This window comes from Curtobacterium sp. NPDC090217 (assembly GCF_044746705.1).
GTDB lineage: Bacteria > Actinomycetota > Actinomycetes > Actinomycetales > Microbacteriaceae > Curtobacterium.
This window is the reverse complement of the sequence record NZ_JBIVCR010000002.1, coordinates 94,452-112,128: the sequence shown is the minus strand read 5'-3', so window position 1 is coordinate 112,128 and position 17,677 is coordinate 94,452. Positions and strand designations below refer to the sequence as shown.

Sequence of the window (17,677 nt, the reverse complement as noted above, 5' to 3'; positions counted from 1 at the left end):
CGCTGGAACGATCAGCCCAGGTCGAGGGTGAGTGGGAGGCCGACGAACCGGGCGTACGCCGTCGCTGCCGTCTCGACGGCGCGGCGCACTGCCGGGGTGAGCGGCGTGAACGGCGTCACGGTGACGCGGACGTCCCGCGTGCGTTCGGTGCGCTTCCAGGTGCCGACGACCTGCCCGCGGTGCACGACCATCGGCAGGAAGATGCCGTTGCCGCCCGGCACGACACGGTCGGCGTGCACCGCGTCGAGGTGCCCGGTCCGGTCCGCGTACCCGAGCAGGTACTCGTCGAACCCGGGCAGGAGCTGCCCGGTCGGGATGCCGCCCGGCTCCGGCCGGTCCGCGAGCGCGAGGAGGCCGCCGCCGAGGTCCTCGATCGCGTCGCCCGCTGCCGCGACACCACGTCGGACGTCCCCGAGGGGCAGCTTCGTCCAGCTCGCGGCGTCGACCTCGGTCGCCGGTCCCCTGCCACGGAGGAAGCCGAGGAGGGTTCGGCGCAGGGCCTCGTCACGGTCCGGGACGGGCGACGCCCCCGGTGCCCACTCGTCGAGGAGCACGAGGTCCTGCCCGACACGGCTCATCGGGCCCCACGCGACGAGCCCCTCCTGCGCCAACCGGAACAGCAGGTGGTAGCCGCGCCCGCCGGCGGGATCGATCCCGGCGTCCCGGTAGCGGCCGAGCACGCCGTCGCGGTCCAGGGACCGGCCGCCCTCGAGTGCCGCGATGGTGAGTGCCCGGGCACGGTCGACGGTGGCCTCGTCGAGTCCGAGCTCCGCCGCGCGTCTGGCGGTCTGACGGATGGTCCTGGTCGCGGTCAGGGAGAGGAGCATCCGGAGGTCGTCGGCACGCAGTACGTGCAGGGTCCCGCGCATCGGCCACGAGCGGACGAACTCCCCCCGGTCGAAGGCCGCGTGCACGTCAGCCCGGCTCAGGCCGAGGGCCCTGACGCCGATCGCCCACAGCGACTGGCCGAGGTCCTGCCCTTGCAACGCCGTCATGTGGGTGACGACGTCGAGCGCCGTTCCGCCCCGCACGCCGATGCGCTGCGCGGCGAGGCGCATCGAGCGGAGGGCCGCCGGGGTCGGCGACCGGGTCACACCACTGCTCTGGTGATGTCGTCGGCGTGCTGCTCGATGTACGCCGCGTCGGCGCGGTACAGGTCGGCGTGGCCGTGCTCGAGGTCGCTGACGAACTTCGGGTTCCCGGCTGCCGCCTCGGTCTCGAGCATGGTGAGGAGTGCGGTGATCGAGGCGAGCATCGTCGGTGCCAGGACCGACCGGGACGCCTGGTCGAGCCCGTAGGCGCGGCAGAACTCCGCTGCCCGCGAGAGTCGTGCGTCGAGCGTCGGGGCGGTCGCACCCTCGACGGCTCCGGTGGTGAACGGCGCGAACCGGTACACCGCGCTCGCGACGTCCCAGACCCGCGGGCCGGGGTGGGCCGTGTCGAAGTCGATGATGCCGACCGCGGCGATCCCGTCGTAGACGCAGTTGTACGGCGCGAAGTCACCGTGCACGACGGTCTCGACCGGGGTGGACGGGGTCTGCGACCACACGTCGGCGTCCTCGTCGAGCGGGAAGGTCGCCGCGGCGTCGTGGTAGTGCCGGAGCATCCGGGCACTCGTGACGAGTGCGGCTTCGCTCGCGACGTCCTCGGTCCACGGGTACTCCCCCGCGACCCCCGGGACGAACGAGACGGTCTCGAGCGTGTTGTCGAGTTCGATCGGCTCCGGCGCGGCCACGAAGCCCTGTTCGTGGAGGTGCGCGAGGAGCCGGTGGACGGTGGGCGTCCACGGCCCCGCGGGACGGTGGACCCGGTCGTCGGCCTTGGTGATGCGCTCCATGAGTGCCCGCTCCTGTCGTGGTCGTCGTCGTTGACGTGCCATGGCCGGCGTGATCGCCTCCGTTGACGGGCACCGGCGTGGAGGCAAGCGTATCCGCCCCGGTGCTGCGATGTCGCGATCCATCCGCATGCATGCGCAAGTGCGGTTCCTCGGCGGGGTACCCGCGTGCATGCAGCCTTGCATGCAAGGAGTAGGATCGGAGATCGTGAACAGCACGGCGACGACCCAGGCGGCATCCGACCGCGCCTACGACCACGTCAAGCGGGCGATCATCCGCGGGGACCTCGCCGGCGGGACCGCCATCAGCGAGAACGCCATCTGCCAGGACCTCGGGATCTCCCGGACGCCGGTGCACGAGGCGTTCCTCCGGCTCGCCGCCGAGGAGCTCATCGCGTTGGAGTCCCGCAAGGGCGCCGTCGTCCGCCCGATGTCCCCGAACGAGGCGGCGGACGTGCTCGAGATGCGGGAGGCGATCGAGTCGACGGCCGCGACCCGCGTCGTCTCCGACGGTCGCGTGGCGGACCTGGCCCCGAGCCTCCAGGCCATGCTCGCCGAGCAGGAGGCGGCCGTCCGCGACGGCGACGTCGACCGGTTCATCGAGGTGGACGCGGAGTTCCACGGTGCCGTGATCGGCGCGTCGCGGAACGCGATCGCCGTCCTGTTCGCCCGGACGCTGCGCGATCGGCAACAGCGGCTCCGGCACCAGCTGATGCGGGTGCAGCCGTCCCAGTTGCAGGCGTCGCTCGACGACCACCGTGCGCTCGCCCGCGCGCTCGAGGACGGCGACGCCGCCCGCTACGCCGAGGTGCTCGGCGCCCACGTCGCGTCGCACCGGGGCGCACTGTGAGCGCCACCGGGTCGATCCCGACGACCGGCTCGCTGGCGGTCCCCCGCGCCCGCGTGATGCCGTGGGTCGCCGTCTGGGGCGCCGTGTTCGTGTGCTCGTGGGGCGGCAACCAGTTCAGCCCACTGCTGCTGATGTACGAACAGCGCGCGCACTACTCGTCCGTGCTCGTGAACGTGTTCCTCGGCGTGTACGTGCTCGGGCTCGCGCCGGCGCTCCTCGTCGCCGGGTCCCTGTCCGACCGGCACGGCCGACGCCCGCTCATGCTCGCGGGCATCGCCTCCGCCGTCGTCGGCAGCGGCCTGCTCGCGCTCGGCCCGTTCGGCCCCGGCTTCCTGATGGCGGGGCGCCTGTTCGCGGGTGTCACCGTCGGCATCGCGATGGCCGTCGGCAACAGCTGGGTGAAGGAACTCTCGCATGGCCGGTTCGACCCGACGGCGGACGCCGGCTCCGGAGCCCGTCGCGCATCGCTGGCGTTCACCCTGGGATCCGCCTCCGGTGCACTCGTCGCCGGGCTCATCGCGCAGTGGGGCCCGATCCCCGAGGTCCTGCCCTTCCTCGTCCACATCGCCGTCGCGCTGCCGTTCGCCGTCATCGTCTGGCGGACGCCGGAGACCCAGCACTCCGGTGGGCTCGCCGGCCCGTGGTGGCGGCAACTCCGCGTCCCGAGCGCCGGGCACCGTCGGTTCACCCGCGTGGTGCTCGTCGGCGCGCCGTGGATCTTCGGGTCCGCCGCGATCGGCTACGGGTACCTGCCGACCCGGCTCGAGGGGGCGACCGGCACCTGGGGGCTCGTCTTCGCGACCGCGGCGACCGTCGTCGCCCTCGGGGTGTCGAGCGCGATCCAGCCGCTCGCGAAGCACGTGCACTCGATCGCGTCGGCGCGGGGCATCGCGACCGCGGTGTTCCTGATGACCCTCGGGATCGCGGTCGTCACCGTCGCGATCGAGCTGCAGTCGGTGTGGATCGGCATCGCGGCGAACGTGGTGATCGGCGTCGGGATCGGCATCGCGCTCGTGTCGTCGTTGCTCGAGGTGCAGCGGATCGCGGGCGCTCGGGACCTCGCCGGGTTGACCGGGGTGTTCTACGCGGCCGCGTACGCCGGGTTCCTCGCGCCGGCCGTCATCGCCGCGGTGGCGAACGTCGTGGCGCTGCCGCTCGTGCTCTGGGTGATCGTGGTGCTCGGCGTCGTGTCGTGGATCGCGGTGCTGGTCTCGTCACGCCGCCACATCCCGGCGTAGCCGGGCGGCCGGCTCGCGCCGCCGGCTCGTCGAGACACCCCCGAGTCGTCGAGACACCCCCGGTTTCGGCGGCGTCTCGAGGGTACGGCGGTGTCCCGCCGGCTCGGCGGAGCGAGGACGGGCGCTACAGCTGGTCGCGGAGCCACGAAGGGCCGCGGGTCGTCGCGCCGATCGCCTCGACGCGGGCGCGCAGCTCCCGGTCGGCCGTCACGACGACCACGGGGGCATCACCGGCGTCGACGGCAGCCGAGGCAGCGGCCACGATCGCGTCGTCCCCTGACCCGTCCGCGAGCACCACGGACACCCCCGGTCTCGGCTCCGACGTCGCACCGCGGGCGTCCCCCTCGAGCACGACGGTCCACCCCGGCCACCACCGCGTGAACCCGAGGTCGAGCAGCGGCGCTGGGACACCCGCCGCGGCGAGCGCCGTCAGCCCGTCGACCAGGCGGGACGCGGCACCCGCTCGGTCCTTCCACCAGCCGTCCGGCACGCTGCCGACGACGTTCGCGGCATCGACCACGACGTGCGGCATGACCCCGATCGCGGAACGGAGCGCCGGCCACGACGCACCGAAGCCCGGGTGCAGCGGCAGGTCGTCGACCTCGTCGACGGGGACCCAGGACAGCGCGAGGCTCTCCCGGTCCGCGATGACCGGCTCGAACGGCCGGGAGGCCCGCCCCACCACGGTCGTGTACGTCCAGAACCCGAGGTCGAGCACCGACGTGTGGCGCAGGTCGACGCCGTCGAGCGGCACGCCCGCCTCCTCGGCGGACTCGCGGAGCGCTCCGGTGACGGCGTCCTCGTGCTCGTGCCGGGCGCCGCCGGGGATGCCCCACGTGCCGCCGTGGTGGCTCCACTCGACGCGGTGCTGGAGGAGGACGCGGCCGCGGCCGTCGTCGACGAGCAGGCCGGCTGCACCGAACACACCCCACGCCTTGGTGCCGTCGGGTCCGTACGCCCAGGCGTCGCCGGGGTCGCGGGGACCTGGCGGCGGACCTGGGGGCAGCGCGTCTGGCACGCCCCAAGCCTGTCACACGGCACCCGTCATGTGACCGCGGACGTCGTGTACCGTTTCGTCCGAAGACACGGGGTGCCGCATCCGGCGGCTGAGATCACACCCGTCGAACCTGCTCGAGTTCGTACTCGCGAAGGGATCGTCCGATGAACACTCCTGCGCCCGCTCCTGCCTGGGCCGACCGCTCCGCCGAACTGCTCGAGGCCGTCAGGTCCAGGGCACCGCTCGTGCAGTGCATCACGAACTCGGTGGTGCAGAACGTCACCGCGAACGTGCTGCTCGCACTCGGCGCGTCGGCCGCGATGGTCGACGTCCCCACCGAGGCCGGTCCGTTCGCCCGGGTCGCCGACGCACTGCTCGTCAACACCGGCACGCCGCACGCCGAGCCCCGGGCCGCGTCCGTCGAGGCCGCCCGCGCAGCGGCCGAGCACGGCACCCCGTGGGTCCTCGACCCGGTGGCGGTCGGGTCGCTCCCGGTGCGCACCGCCCTGGCCCGCGAGTTGCTGGGCATCGGTCCGACGGTGCTCCGCGGCAACGCGTCCGAGGTCCTCGCGCTGCTCGGCGACTCCGCCGGTGGGCGCGGGGTCGACAGCACGGCCGGCACCGACGACGCGCGTGCGTCCGCCGTCGACGCTGCCGGGAGGCTCGTGGGCACCGTGGCCGTGTCGGGTCCCGTCGACCTGGTGGCCGGCACCGGTGCCCCCGGCGGCTCCGGCACGGTGGTCCGGATCGCGAACGGGACCGAGCTCCTCACCCGGATCACCGGCGGCGGGTGCGCACTCGGCGCCGTGATCGCGGCGTTCACGTCCGTCGCCCCGGACGACCCGCTCGCCGCGACCGTCGCCGGCACCGCGGTGCACACCATCGCCGCGGAGCTCGCCGCGCGGGACGCCGGTGGTCCCGGGACGTTCCAGCCGCTGTTCCTCGACCGGCTTGCGTCGCTGACACCCGCCGACGTCGTCGCCACGGCACGCATCACCGAGGAGGTCGCCGCATGACCGGGCTCGGTGTCTACCTGGTCACCGACGGCACGCTCTGCGACCGGCACGGACACGGGGTGCTCGGCGTGGTCCGTGCTGCCGTGCACGGCGGGGTCGGGATCGTGCAGGTGCGGGACAAGCACGCGAGCGCGAGGGACCTCCTCGCACTGACGGCCGCCGTCGCCGACACGGTGGGCGACCGTGCGGCCGTGGTCGTCGACGACCGGCTCGACGTCGCCCTGGCCGCTCGGCACGCCGGGCACCGGGTCGCCGGGGTGCACCTCGGGCAGTCGGACGTCCCGGTGACGGCTGCGCGCGCGCTCCTCGGTCCGGACGCCCACGTCGGGCTGACCGCGAACACCCCTGCACACCTCGACGTCGTCGCCCGGCTCCCCCGCGGGACGGTGGACCTGCTCGGCGTCGGTGTCGTCCACCCGACTGCGACGAAGGCCGACCACCCGCCGGCACTCGGGCACGACGGGTTCGCACGCCTCACCGCCGCGACGGACGTGCCGTGCGTGGCGATCGGCGGCGTCGACCTCGACGACGTGGCGCCCCTGCGCGCTGCCGGTGCCGCGGGGGTCGCCGTCGTCTCCGGGATCTGCGCGGCACCGGACCCCGGCGCGGCGGCCGCGGCGTACGTGGCTGCGTGGGGCGGCTCGCGGTGAGCCGGCCGCCCCGGGTGCTGAGCATCGCCGGCACCGACCCGACCGGCGGTGCCGGACTGCAGGCCGACCTCAAGGCGATCGCCGCACACGACGGCTACGGCATGGCGGTCGTCACCGCCGTCGTCGCGCAGAACACCCGCGGCGTCCGGTCGGTGCACGTGCCGGACGTCCGTGTCCTGCGCGACCAGCTCGACGCCGTGTCGGACGACGTCGTCGTGGACGCGGTGAAGATCGGCATGCTCGGCACGACCGCGGTCGTGGGCGAGGTCACCGACTGGCTCCGCACGAACCGCCCGCCGTACGTGGTCGTCGACCCGGTGATGGTGGCGACGAGCGGCGACCGGCTGCTCGACGCGGACGCCGAGCGGGCGATGACGGGGTTGTTCGCCCTGGCCGACCTCGTGACGCCGAACCGGTCCGAGCTGGCCGTGCTCGCCGGGTTGGCTGGTGTCGACGACACGGACCCGATCGCAGCGGCACGGGGTGTGGCCGCCGCGTGGGACGTGCTCGTGCTGGCGAAGGGCGGGCACGCCGGCGGCGACCGGTCGGACGACGTCCTCGTCACACCGGACGGCACCGTCCGGGTGTTCACCGCGGGGCGGGTGGACACGACCAACACGCACGGCACCGGGTGCTCCCTGTCGAGCGCGATCGCGACGCTCGTCGCCCGGCACGGCGACTGGGAGGTCGCCGTCGGCACGGCGAAGGACTGGCTGACGGCAGCGCTCGCCGGCGCGGACGCACTCGAGGTCGGCAGCGGCAACGGCCCGATCGACCACGGGGCGCTCGTCCGCGCCGCCCTGCCGGCACCCCGGTTCACCGACGCCTGGTGGGACGACGTCCGCGAGCTGCTCGACGCGACGATCGCGACCCCGTTCATCCGGCGGATGGCCGACGGCACGCTGGAGCCGGACGTGTTCGCGGGCTACCTCGCGCAGGACGTGCACTACCTCCGCGCGTACGAACAGCACCTCGCGGCGATCGGGCACCGCGCGACCGGGAGCGATGCCGCCTTCTGGGAGGCCGCCGCTGCCGGCTGCGGCGAGGAAGCGGCCACCCTGCACCACCGCCGACTCGCCGGCACCCACGCCGACGACCCGGTGCACCCGACGTGCGCGGGCTACCTCGCGCACCTGGCGGCGGCCGCGACGCACCCCGACGTGGCCGTGCTCGCCGCCGCCGTCCTGCCCTGCTTCCGCGTGTACGCGTGGGTCGGGGCACAGCTCGGCACCGCACCGGTCGGACACCCGTTCGCCGACTGGATCGCGGCCTACGGTGGCCCGGACTTCGCGGCGTCGAGCGCCCGTGCGACGGACCTCGTCGAGGAACTCGCGCTCGCGGCCACGCCGGCGGTGCGGGGCGACATGACCCGGGCGTTCCGCGAGTCGACCCGGTGGGAGCTGGCGTTCTTCCTGATGCCCTACGAGCTCGGCATGCCCTGGGACCTCGGCGCCAGCCGGACGAGCTCGACGTCGAGCGACCCGTCCGAGGCGGTGCAGCGCATCCAGGTGTGATCCGGCTGGCGCCGACGGTCCGTCGGCGAGCCGGGGTTCAGCAGGCGGAGGCCCCCTGGTGCGACGGTGTCCCACGGGATGTGCGAGTGCCCGAACACGAGCACGTCGACGTCCGGGTACGCCGCTGCCGCACGACGCTCGCGGCCGGTCGCCGCACCGGTCTCGTGGACGACGGCGAACCGGAGCCCCTCGACGTCGACGTGCGCGACCAGCGGCAGCCGGTCGTCGAACTCGGGGCCGTCGTTGTTCCCGCGGACCCCGACGAACCGCGCGGCCCTCGCCTCGACGGCGTCGAGCGTCGCCAGGTCCACCCAGTCCCCCGCGTGCACGACGAGGTCCGCGGCGTCGATGTCGTCCCACAACCCGGCGGGGAGGTCCTTCGCCCGCTTCGGCAGGTGCGTGTCCGACAGCAGGACGATCGAGGTCGTCATGCCCTCGGCAGGTCCGGGTCCACGTCCGTGTCCGTCGCCCGGGCCGGCATCGGCAGACCGGCCTCGTCCGAGGCGCCCAGCCGCTCGAGCAGCCCGGCGAGCAGGGCGATGTCGTCGTCCGACCAGCTCGCGATCCGTTCGTCGAGGGCGTCGCGGTGCAGCTTCACGGATCGGGCGAGTGCCGCGCGTCCCTCGTCGGTCGCCTCGAGCGGCTTCGCGTTCCCCGTGCCGCCGTCGGTCGTCCGGATCAGCCCGGCGGCGAGCAGCCCGGCGAGCTGCCGGGAGATCGTCGACCGGTTCAAGCGGAGGTACCGGGCGATGTCGATGGCCATGCAGCCGGGGTGGAGCACGACGAAGTCGACGAGCGACTGGTCGACGATGCTCAGCACGGCGTCGTCCCCGCGGGCCCTGATGCTCGCCCGCCGGGTGATCCGGGAGAGCTCGGTGTAGGCGCGTCCGATGTCAGCGTCCCGGACGTCGGACCTCGGGTGGTCCATCCTGACTCCAACCTGTCGTTCCGTGCCCGTCACCATACCGGTGGGGTACAACCCTGGACCCCGGTGAACCGCCGAGCAGTGCGCGATCCGCCGACGGTCTGCGCGAACCCGCAGCCGGGCTAGTCGCCGCGTGCTGCCGCGTGCAGGGCCTCGATGTCGAGCTTCACCATCTGCCGCATCGCCTGGTACGCCCGTGCCGCGCCCTCCTGGTCGCCCCCGGCACTCATGATCTCGCCCATGTCCGCCGGGGTCACCTGCCAGGACACGCCCCACGCGTCCGTGATCCAGCCGCACGCCACCGGGGTGCCGCCGGCGTCGACGAACGCGTCCCAGATGCGGTCGAGTTCTGCCTGGTCCTCCACGTCGACCTGGAACGAGATCGCGTCGGTGTGCGGGTGCCCCGGGCCGGCGTTCATCGCGCGGTAGGGCTGGCCGTCCAGGCGGAACTCCACCACCAGGGTCGTCCCGTCCGGGAGCTTCTCGACGTGGTCGACGGACGAGTCCGGGATGACCGAGGTGTAGAACATGGCGGCCTGCTCGGCCTGCCCGTCGTACCAGATGAAGGGGACGATCTGTCGCACGGTGGGTCCTGTCGTCGGGCTCAGTCCGCGACGCTGCGGCTGAGGAGCGGTGCCTTGTCCGGGTGGTCGTCGAACCACTTGCCGACGAACCAGCACATCGGGACGATGCGCTTGTCGTTCCTGGACTCGACGTCGGCCACGGCGTACTCGACGAGCTCGGCGGCGTAGCCGTGCCCGCGGTGCGCCGGGACCGTGTACGTGTGCGGGAACGCGACGGCGTCGTCGTTCTCGCGGTAGTCGAGCACGCTCACCAGCGCGCCGTCGACGTACATCGCGTACCTCGAGCGGTCTGCCTCGTCGCGGAACTCGTGTGCCATGCCGCCATCATGCCTCGGAATGCACCGAGGGGCACGGCGTTGCATGGAGGCATGACGACCATCGGGATCATCGGAGCAGGCAACATCGGCGGACAGCTGGCACGACTGGCGGTGCAGCACGGGTACGACGTGGCGATCGCGAACTCGCGCGGACCGGAGACGCTGGCGGACCTCGTGTCCGAGCTCGGCGACCGGGCACGGGCGGTCACGCGGGACGAAGCGGCGGCAGCAGGGGACCTCGTCGTGGTGACGACCCCCCTCGCGGCGATCGAGACGATCCCCGTGGAGCCCCTCGTCGGCAAGGTCGTGATCGACACGAACAACTACTACCCGCAGCGCGACGGACACATCGCGGCGCTCGACGACGAGACGACGACCACGGCCGAACTGCTGCAGGACCACCTGCCGGGCGCCCGCGTCGTCAAGGCCTTCAACCACATCATGGCCGGCGACCTCACCACGGCCGGGACGCCCACGGGTACCGCCGGTCGCCGTGCCCTCGTCGTCGCCGGCGACGACGCCGACGCCAAGCGCGTCGTGTCGGACCTGCTCGACGAGTTCGGCTTCGACCCGGTGGACATCGGCCCGCTCGCCGAGGGATGGCGCATCCAGCGCGACACCCCCGGCTACGTCAAGCCGTACGCAGTCGTCGAGCTCGAGCAGGCCGTGGCCGACGCGAAGCGCTACCGCGACATGTGAGCCTCCACGGCCGCGATCACGCCGCGTCGAAGATCACCGTCATCTCGGCGATGTCGTCCTCGCTCGGCGTCCACGCGGTGCCGGCGTCCACGTTCTGCGTGATCTGCTCGGGCTTCGTCGCACCCGCGATCACGCTCGTCAGCCCCGGCTGCGCCAGGAGCCACGCGAACGTCGCCTGCAGCATCGTGACGCCGCGCTCGTCGCAGAAGCCCTGGTACTCCTCGAGCACGTCCCACGGCGCGCTCTCGAGGAGTTCCGGCTTGAGCTTCGACAGCCGACCGTCGGCGGGGCCGCCGGAGCGGGTGTACTTGCCGCTGAGCAGCCCGTTGTACAGCGGGAAGAACGGCAGGAACCCGAGCGCGTACGCGCGGACCGCCGGCAAGACCTCGGCCTCGGCGCCGCGGGCGAGCGGGCTGTACTCGTTCTGCGCGGACACGAACGCCGTGGTGCCGGCGATCGACGCGGTCAGCTCGGCCTCCGCGATCTGCCACCCGGCGAAGTTCGAGTGCCCGACGTAGCGGATCTTGCCCTCGCGGACCAGGTCGTCGAGGACGGACAGCGTCTCCTCGATCGGCGTCACCGAGTCCGGCCGGTGCATCTGGTACAGGTCGATCCAGTCCGTGCCGAGGCGCTGCAGCGACGACTCGACGGCGAGCCGCACGTAGCGCCGGGACCCGCGGACGCCCCAGTCCGGTCCGTTCGCGCCACGCATGTCCATGCCGAACTTCGTCGCGAGGACCACCTCGTCGCGACGTCCGGCGATCGCCTTGCCGAGCATCGACTCCGACTGCCCGGGGGTCCCGCCGTAGATGTCGGCGGTGTCGAGGAGCGTCACGCCGGCGTCGAGTGCGGCGTGCACGACGGCGTCGGTGCCGTCCTGCGTCTCGGTGACCGTGCCCGGCCTGCCGAAGTTGTTGCAGCCGAGGCCGACGGTGGAGACGACGAGCCCGGAGGGGCCGAGTGGACGGTGTTCGATCGCTGCCATGCTCCGACCGTACCGGCGTCCCCGGAACTGGGGCTGCGACACCGGCACCGGTTGCCGTTAGAACTGACGATGGATCAGCCTACGGAGGGAGCCGAACAGTGGCGTCGCATCGCTTACCCGATTCCGAACGACCCCGCCGTCCCGTCCCTGCCTGGGTGACGACCCCGTTCGTCGACGGCGCGGCCGATCAGGAGGCCCGACCCGCGTCCGCCGCCTCGGCACCCGTCCCCGAGACGGTCGAGCCCACCCCGCCGCAGGTCCCCGCCGCCACGACCCCGGCTCCGTCCAGCGCTCCCGACGCAGCCGCGGTGCTCGATCCGGACGCCGTCGCGCCGGACTACCCACCCGTGGAGGAGCACCTCCCGCCGGCCCCGACGTCGCCGACCGTGCACACCGTGCCGTTCGACCAGCTCGTCGGCGCCCCCTCGCCCACTGCGTCCGTCTCCACTGCGCCTGTCCCAACTGCGCCCGCCTCCCCGATCGACGCGCCCGTGCTCGTCGGTGCGCCCGCACCCCGTCCGACCGCGCCCGCCGGACCCGTCGTCCCGCAGGCAGGGCAGCCGCGGTTCTCGGTGCCCGGGCTCGAGCACGTCGTCGTCGCGGGGTCCGAACCGGCTCCCGTCGGTCCCGTCGGCTACCGGACCCCCGCACGCTTCGCCCACCAGCAGGTCACCCACCAGCAGGTCCCCCAGGCGCTCCCGATCACCGAGGCACCGGCACCAGCCGTCCTGGCCCCGGCAGCCGGGCCCGCGGCCGCTCCGGCCCCGGTCGTCACGGATGCTCCCGAGTCGACCCGCGCCGCGACCCGTGACGAGGCGGAGGTGACCGTCGACGCCCAGGCCGAGCCGAGCCTCCCGTCCGACGCGGAGGCGACCACGAAACGGACCGCACGCCGCCCGCTCGGCGCGACGCCGGGTGCGGTCCTCGGTGCCGTCGCCGGGATCGCGGCGCTCGGACTCGCGGCGTGGTGGTTCCTCGCCCCCGCGTCCGTGCACGCGGCGGGTGTCGCGATCGGCGTGCTCGGTGTCGTGCTCTCGATCGCCACCCTGCGGAACCCGGCGGCGACGTGGCAGCGGCCGGTCGCGCTCCTCGGGGCCGTCCTCGGTGGCGTCGGCACGCTCGCGCTGCTCTGGGCCGTCGCGACCGCCGTCCTCCCGATGGCCGGCGTGACCTTGCCGGACCTCACCGGCTCGGGCCTGACCCCCACCCTCGTCCCGTAGCGCGCCCGCTCCGGCTCCCGCGCCCCTGTCGGAGCATCGAGTGCGCCGAAACGGGGACCTCCCGCCCCTCGCGCCCACCACTTCCGCGCACTCGGTTCCCCCGCGCCCGCTCCGGCTCCCGCGCCCCTGTCGGAGCATCGAGTGCGCCGAAACGGGGACCTCCCGCCCCTCGCGCCCACCACTTCCGCGCACTCGATGCCCCCCGACCCGGCGACCAGGCGGGCACGCGCGGGTCAGACCGCGCGGACGACGCCCCGGGACAGGATCGCGTTCGTCAGGGCGTCGATCGGCTCGCGCTGCACGGTCGGGTTCGCGATGAGGACGTAGTCGACCGCCGGCAGATCGGGCAGGCCAAGGCGCTGCGACACCTTCACGAGGTCGGCGGGGATGAGCGAGTGCGGGAACACCGCGACGCCGATCCCCGCCCGGACGGCGGCGAGCACCCCGTTCACGTCACGCGTGTTGCAGGTGATCCGCCACGTGCGTCCGGCGGCCTCGAGCGCGTCGATCGCCATCTGCCGACTGATGCTCGGCGCCTGGTACGCGATGAGCGGCACCGGCTCGTCCCGCTCCACGGCGATGCCGTCCTGCGCCATCCACACCATCTGGTCCGTCGCGACCCTGGTGCCCTCGGCGGACTCCCCCGCGGTCTGCTTGATGAACACCAGGTCGAGCTGCCCGGCGTGCACCCGGCGCAGGAGCGGTGACGACTGGTTCACCGTGAGCTCGAGGTTCACCTGGGGGTGCAGCCGCCGGAAGTCCCGGAGGATCCGCGGCAGCTGCGTGATCGCGAGGTCGTCCGCCGCGCCGAACCGGAGCCGCCCGCGTGTGGCCGACCCGGAGAAGTAGGCATCAGCCGTCGCGTGGGCCGCGAGGATCGTCCGCGCGAACCCGGCCATCGCGTCCCCGTTGTCCGTGAGGCTGACGCCGCGGGTGTCCCGCGCGACGAGGGTCCGCGACACCGCCGTCTCGAGCCGACGGACGTGCTGGGACACCGTGGGCTGGCTGATGCCGAGTCGCGCCCCCGCCTGGGTGAAGCTCTGCGTCTCGGCGACGGCGAGGAAGGTCTGCAGCAGGACGGGATCGAGCACGCGTACCTCATTCGACATCGCAATGGAGTGATAGCAACCATACGGGGATCGAATGGGTTCGTCGCAAGTAGTTTCGATGGGGTACCGATTCCGCCACCGACAGCCGGAGACCCCACCCCGTGAGCGCGTCATCGACGACCCTCTACCCGCCGACCGAACCCCTGCCGATCCAGGCCACCCGACCGCCCTGGCGGCACACGCTCATCGCCCTGTCGGTCCCGAACTTCCGGCTGTTCACCGCGACGAACCTCGTGGCGATGACCGCCGGTTGGATGCAGCGGATCGCGCAGGACTGGCTCGTCCTGCAGCTCACCGGCTCGGTCGCGCAGGTCGGCATCACGGTCGCGTGCCAGTTCGCCCCGATGCTGTTCTTCGGTCTGTTCGGCGGGGTCATCGTCGACCGCTTCTCGAAGCGCGCGCTGATGATGATCACGCAGGGCGCGTTCGCGGTGCTGTCGGCAGTGCTCGCGGTGCTGACGCTCGCCGGGGTGGTGCAGGCGTGGCACATCTGGGCGATCGCCTTCGTGGTCGGGATGGTGACCGTCATCGACAACCCGGCTCGCCAGGTCTTCGTGACCGAGATCGTCGGCCACGAACACCTCAGGAACGCCATCAGCGTGAACTCCTCGGTGTTCCAGCTGGGCGGCATGATCGGCCCGGCGCTCTCCGGGGCGCTGCTCGTCGCCGTCGGCGCCGGGTGGTCGTTCGGCGTGAACGCGGTCGCCTGCGCCGCGGTCGTCGTGACGCTGGGGTTCCTGCGCGTCTCGGAGCTGCACCGCACCCCGCCGACACCACGCGCGAAGGGCCAGCTCGTCGAGGGGCTCCGCTACGCGATCGGGAAGCCGACGATCATCGTGCCGGTCGTCCTCGTCGCGTTCTTCTCGGTCTTCGCGCTGACGATGCCGGTCCTGCTGTCCGCCTTCGCCTCCCAGGTGTACGACGTCGGGGCCGGCGGCTACGGCGTGTTCAACTCGGCGATCGCCGTCGGTGCCCTCGTCGGCGCCCTCCTGTCCACGCGTCGCGCCGTGGTCCGGCTGCGCACCATCGTCGGCGGCGTGTTCTGGACCGGGGTCCTGCTCGTCGTGTCGGGCAGCATCCCCGTGATCGCGCCGTTCACCGTGGTGCTCGTCGCGGTCGGCATGTCACAGCTGCTCTTCCAGACGGCCTCGAACTCACTGGTGCAGCTGTCGTCGAACGTCGCGATCCGCGGCCGCGTGATGTCGCTCTACATCCTCGTGCTGCTCGGCGGACAGGCGATCGGTGGACCGCTCATGGGTCAGGTCGTCGACCACTTCGGCGCCCATGTCGGCATGGTCGTCGCCGGAGGGGTGCCGGCCGCGGCAGCGGCCGTCATCGGCCTGGTGCTCGCCCGTCGCGGTGGGTTCCACCTCGGCGTCCGGATGCGGCACCACGTGCCGCTCCCGGCGATCGTCGGGCACCGCTGACGGACAGGAGGCTCGTGGCGGGCTCGCACCGGGCCTCCCGTCCGATCCGTCGTCCCGTCCCGGCTCGCACCCCGCAACGAACATCGCACCCCGTCAGGACGGGGTGCGATGTTCGTACGCGGGCGCGATGCTCAGTAGGCGACGCCGAACCGCGCCTGGTGGTGCGCGGGGGTCTCGATCTCGTCGACGAACGCGATCGCGAAGTCCTCGCCCGAGATGTCGGAGTTGCCCTCGGCGTCGGTGAGGAGCACATCGTCGGTGGTCCGGTAGGTGCCACGACGCTCGCCGGGGTTGTAGCCGCCGAAGGCCGCTGCCGGGCTGACGTAGAACCAGTCCACGGACGTGTCGGATGCACGGAGGTCGTCGAGGATCTGCCCGTGGCTCTTCGCCTCGCCCTTGAACGCGTCCGGGAACTCGGCCGTGTCGAACAGTCGGGGGCCACCGTCGGCGACGAGCAGCGACCCGGCACCGCCGACGATCCCGAGGCGTGCCCCCGCGGCCTCGGCGGCGTCGACGAACGGCTGGAAGCGGTCTTTGAGCTCGCTGCCGTCGGCCTGCACCGCGTGGAGTGCGACGACGATGACGTCAGCGCCCTTCGTGACCTCGGCGACGAAGGCGGCGTCGAACGCGTCGCCCTGCGCGAGTGTCAGGCCCTCGGCGGGCTCGAGCTTCGTGGTGTCGCGGGCGACGGCGACGACCTGGTGGCCGCGGGACAGCGCTTCACGGGTGATGGCGGAGCCGGCGTACCCGGTGCCTCCGAAGACGACGATGGTGGACATGCGTGTTCCTCTCGTGGTGGTGCGTGCTTGCCTGACTCACCTTAGGGCCGTTACTCTCTTTTGGTAAGTAGGCACCTCGTGGTGCGTAACGGAGGTCGTCGTGAGTGCACTCGAGTACAGCCCGTACGCGGCCGACTGTCCCAGCCGGCAGCTGCTCGACCGGATCGGCGACCGCTGGAGCGTGTTGACGATCGGCACCCTGGCGGACGGACCCCAGCGGTACTCCGCCATCGCGAACCGCGTACAGGGGGTGTCGCAGAAGATGCTCACGCAGACCCTGCGGGCCCTCGAGCGCGACGGGCTCGTGACCAGGACGGTGTTCCCCGAGATCCCGCCGCACGTCGAGTACGAGCTGACCGACGCAGGGCGATCGCTCCGCACCGTGCTCGAGCCGCTCGAGCGATGGGCGACGACGCACATGGCCGCGGTCGAGGTCGCGCGTGACGAGTACGACACCGCACGTTCGGAATCTCCCCGGCGCTGACGTGGTTGCGTGGAGGCATGCGATCGATTGTCTACACGAAGCCCGGTGACTCGTCCGTCCTCTCCCTCGCCGACCGCGAGCCGCAGGACCCAGGCGCCGGAGAGGTCCGGGTCCGCGTCGTCGTCTCCGGCGTGAACCCGACGGACTGGAAGGCGCGACAGGGCGGAACGTACGGCGACGGACTGCCGTTCCCGGAGATCACCCCGAACCAGGACGGTGCCGGCGTCGTCGACGCGGTCGGCCCGGGTGTCGACGAGCTCGCCGTCGGTGACCGGGTGTGGCTCTACATGTCCGCCGCCAGCCGCCCGACCGGCACCGCACAGGAGTACACCGTCGTCCCGGCGGCCCGCGCGGTCCGACTCCCGGACGGGGTCTCGTTCGACGTCGGCGCATCGCTCGGCGTCCCCGCGATGACGGCGCACCGGGCACTGACCACGCACGAAGAGGGCCCCTCGCGCCTCGGACCCGGCGCGCTCGACGGCGTGACCGTGCTCGTCGCGGGCGGCGCCGGTGCGGTCGGGCACGCGGCGATCCAGCTCGCACGGTGGGCCGGCGCGACCGTGATCTCGACGATCAGCTCCGACGAGAAGGCCGCGCTGGCGACGGCCGCCGGTGCGCACCACACGGTGAACTACCGGCAGGACGACGCCGCCGCCCGGATCCGCGAGATCGCCCCGGACGGCGTCGACATCGTCGTCGAGGTGTCGATCCCGCAGAACGCCGCACTCGTCGCGGACGTCCTGGCGAACCACGGCGTCGTGTCGATCTACGCGAACAACGGCGGCGACGACGCCACGCTCCCGATCCGCCCGAACATGAGCGTCAACGCCCGGTACCAGTTCCTGCTGCTCTACACGATCGGCGACGAGGCCCTGACCGCTGCGGCCGAGGACGTCACCGAGGCACTGCACGACGGAGTCCTGCCGGTCGGGGTGGACGCCGGACTGCCGATCACCCGGTTCGATCTCGCCGACACCGCTCGGGCACACGACGCGGTCGAGCAGGACACGGTCGGCAAGGTGCTCATCGACGTGCAGCCGGAGTAGCGG

The 17,677-nt window shown here is 72.8% G+C and carries 20 protein-coding genes and 1 riboswitch; of the genes, 10 read left to right on the top strand and 10 right to left on the bottom strand.

Annotated elements, in window-relative coordinates; translation table 11 throughout:
- Positions 1–11 precede the first annotated feature (11 nt).
- A complete protein-coding gene (locus ACIPJ2_RS08230) occupies positions 12–1,094 on the bottom strand; it encodes a winged helix DNA-binding domain-containing protein (RefSeq protein ID WP_402728414.1) in 1,083 nt (360 codons plus the stop codon).
- On the bottom strand, positions 1,091–1,837 hold the full coding sequence (locus tag ACIPJ2_RS08225) for a phosphotransferase (RefSeq protein ID WP_402728413.1): 747 nt from the start codon (positions 1,835–1,837) through the stop codon (positions 1,091–1,093). Before ACIPJ2_RS08225 ends, ACIPJ2_RS08230 begins: the two co-directional genes overlap by 4 nt.
- A gap of 205 nt (positions 1,838–2,042) precedes the next feature.
- Here ACIPJ2_RS08225 and ACIPJ2_RS08220 point away from each other — a divergent pair, with 205 nt between their 5' ends.
- Together ACIPJ2_RS08220 and ACIPJ2_RS08215 are read left to right on the top strand one after the other, a co-directional pair.
- The gene (locus ACIPJ2_RS08220; RefSeq protein ID WP_281264149.1) at positions 2,043–2,684 is read left to right on the top strand and encodes a GntR family transcriptional regulator; all 642 of its coding nucleotides are present in this window, start codon (positions 2,043–2,045) and stop codon (positions 2,682–2,684) included.
- The gene (locus tag ACIPJ2_RS08215) at positions 2,681–3,922 is read left to right on the top strand and encodes an MFS transporter (protein WP_402728412.1); all 1,242 of its coding nucleotides are present in this window, start codon (positions 2,681–2,683) and stop codon (positions 3,920–3,922) included. Before ACIPJ2_RS08220 ends, ACIPJ2_RS08215 begins: the two co-directional genes overlap by 4 nt.
- A 124-nt stretch (positions 3,923–4,046) precedes the next feature.
- Here the strand turns inward: ACIPJ2_RS08215 and ACIPJ2_RS08210 are convergent, their stop codons facing one another.
- The gene (locus tag ACIPJ2_RS08210; RefSeq protein WP_402728411.1) at positions 4,047–4,940 is read right to left on the bottom strand and encodes an NUDIX domain-containing protein; all 894 of its coding nucleotides are present in this window, start codon (positions 4,938–4,940) and stop codon (positions 4,047–4,049) included.
- A 58-nt stretch (positions 4,941–4,998) separates the two neighbouring features.
- Positions 4,999–5,094, top strand: a riboswitch (TPP riboswitch).
- Here ACIPJ2_RS08210 and thiM point away from each other — a divergent pair.
- The 3 genes from thiM (at position 5,084) to thiD (ending at position 8,099) form a co-directional block, all read left to right on the top strand.
- The gene (thiM, locus tag ACIPJ2_RS08205; RefSeq protein WP_402728410.1) at positions 5,084–5,935 is read left to right on the top strand and encodes a hydroxyethylthiazole kinase; all 852 of its coding nucleotides are present in this window, start codon (positions 5,084–5,086) and stop codon (positions 5,933–5,935) included. Its footprint overlaps the riboswitch before it by 11 nt.
- The gene (thiE, locus tag ACIPJ2_RS08200) at positions 5,932–6,585 is read left to right on the top strand and encodes a thiamine phosphate synthase (protein ID WP_402728409.1); all 654 of its coding nucleotides are present in this window, start codon (positions 5,932–5,934) and stop codon (positions 6,583–6,585) included. The genes thiM and thiE overlap by 4 nt, the downstream gene beginning before the upstream one ends.
- Entirely contained in the window at positions 6,582–8,099 is a 1,518-nt protein-coding gene (thiD, locus tag ACIPJ2_RS08195; RefSeq protein WP_402728408.1) for a bifunctional hydroxymethylpyrimidine kinase/phosphomethylpyrimidine kinase, read from the top strand. Before thiE ends, thiD begins: the two co-directional genes overlap by 4 nt.
- Here the strand turns inward: thiD and ACIPJ2_RS08190 are convergent.
- From ACIPJ2_RS08190 to ACIPJ2_RS08175, 4 genes are all read right to left on the bottom strand, one after another.
- Complete coding sequence (locus ACIPJ2_RS08190; RefSeq protein ID WP_402728407.1) at positions 8,006–8,530, bottom strand: metallophosphoesterase family protein; 525 nt, start codon at positions 8,528–8,530, stop codon at positions 8,006–8,008. The genes thiD and ACIPJ2_RS08190 overlap by 94 nt on opposite strands.
- Positions 8,527–9,027: a MarR family winged helix-turn-helix transcriptional regulator gene (locus tag ACIPJ2_RS08185; RefSeq protein ID WP_402728406.1), complete on the bottom strand. Its 501-nt coding sequence runs from the start codon at positions 9,025–9,027 to the stop codon at positions 8,527–8,529. Before ACIPJ2_RS08185 ends, ACIPJ2_RS08190 begins: the two co-directional genes overlap by 4 nt.
- Positions 9,028–9,146: 119 nt before the next feature.
- Complete coding sequence (locus tag ACIPJ2_RS08180; RefSeq protein ID WP_402728405.1) at positions 9,147–9,608, bottom strand: VOC family protein; 462 nt, start codon at positions 9,606–9,608, stop codon at positions 9,147–9,149.
- A gap of 20 nt (positions 9,609–9,628) precedes the next feature.
- Positions 9,629–9,925: a GNAT family N-acetyltransferase gene (locus tag ACIPJ2_RS08175; RefSeq protein WP_281264140.1), complete on the bottom strand. Its 297-nt coding sequence runs from the start codon at positions 9,923–9,925 to the stop codon at positions 9,629–9,631.
- A 9-nt stretch (positions 9,926–9,934) separates the two neighbouring features.
- Between ACIPJ2_RS08175 and ACIPJ2_RS08170 the strand changes: the two genes are divergently transcribed.
- Positions 9,935–10,624 (top strand): NADPH-dependent F420 reductase, encoded by a 690-nt coding sequence (locus ACIPJ2_RS08170; protein WP_402728404.1) that lies wholly within the window; start codon positions 9,935–9,937, stop codon positions 10,622–10,624.
- A 16-nt stretch (positions 10,625–10,640) separates the two neighbouring features.
- On the opposite strand, the gene ACIPJ2_RS08165 is transcribed toward ACIPJ2_RS08170, so the two are convergent.
- A complete protein-coding gene (locus ACIPJ2_RS08165; RefSeq protein ID WP_402728403.1) occupies positions 10,641–11,609 on the bottom strand; it encodes an aldo/keto reductase in 969 nt (322 codons plus the stop codon).
- A 155-nt stretch (positions 11,610–11,764) separates the two neighbouring features.
- Between ACIPJ2_RS08165 and ACIPJ2_RS08160 the strand changes: the two genes are divergently transcribed.
- Positions 11,765–12,829, top strand: coding sequence for a hypothetical protein (locus tag ACIPJ2_RS08160; RefSeq protein ID WP_402728402.1), 1,065 nt, complete (start codon positions 11,765–11,767; stop codon positions 12,827–12,829).
- 233 nt (positions 12,830–13,062) lie between these two features.
- Here the strand turns inward: ACIPJ2_RS08160 and ACIPJ2_RS08155 are convergent, their stop codons facing one another.
- A complete protein-coding gene (locus ACIPJ2_RS08155) occupies positions 13,063–13,920 on the bottom strand; it encodes a LysR substrate-binding domain-containing protein (protein ID WP_123653040.1) in 858 nt (285 codons plus the stop codon).
- 119 nt (positions 13,921–14,039) lie between these two features.
- On the opposite strand from ACIPJ2_RS08155, the gene ACIPJ2_RS08150 reads away from it, so the two are divergent.
- The gene (locus tag ACIPJ2_RS08150; RefSeq protein ID WP_402728401.1) at positions 14,040–15,365 is read left to right on the top strand and encodes an MFS transporter; all 1,326 of its coding nucleotides are present in this window, start codon (positions 14,040–14,042) and stop codon (positions 15,363–15,365) included.
- Positions 15,366–15,496: 131 nt separating this feature from the next.
- On the opposite strand, the gene ACIPJ2_RS08145 is transcribed toward ACIPJ2_RS08150, so the two are convergent.
- Positions 15,497–16,144, bottom strand: coding sequence for an NAD(P)-dependent oxidoreductase (locus ACIPJ2_RS08145; protein ID WP_402728400.1), 648 nt, complete (start codon positions 16,142–16,144; stop codon positions 15,497–15,499).
- A gap of 100 nt (positions 16,145–16,244) precedes the next feature.
- Between ACIPJ2_RS08145 and ACIPJ2_RS08140 the strand changes: the two genes are divergently transcribed.
- Positions 16,245–16,628 carry a winged helix-turn-helix transcriptional regulator gene (locus tag ACIPJ2_RS08140; RefSeq protein WP_402728399.1) on the top strand — a complete coding sequence of 128 codons (384 nt, stop codon included), beginning with the start codon at positions 16,245–16,247 and terminating at the stop codon, positions 16,626–16,628.
- A 17-nt stretch (positions 16,629–16,645) separates the two neighbouring features.
- Positions 16,646–17,674 carry an NADPH:quinone reductase gene (locus tag ACIPJ2_RS08135; protein ID WP_402728398.1) on the top strand — a complete coding sequence of 343 codons (1,029 nt, stop codon included), beginning with the start codon at positions 16,646–16,648 and terminating at the stop codon, positions 17,672–17,674.
- Positions 17,675–17,677 lie beyond the last annotated feature (3 nt).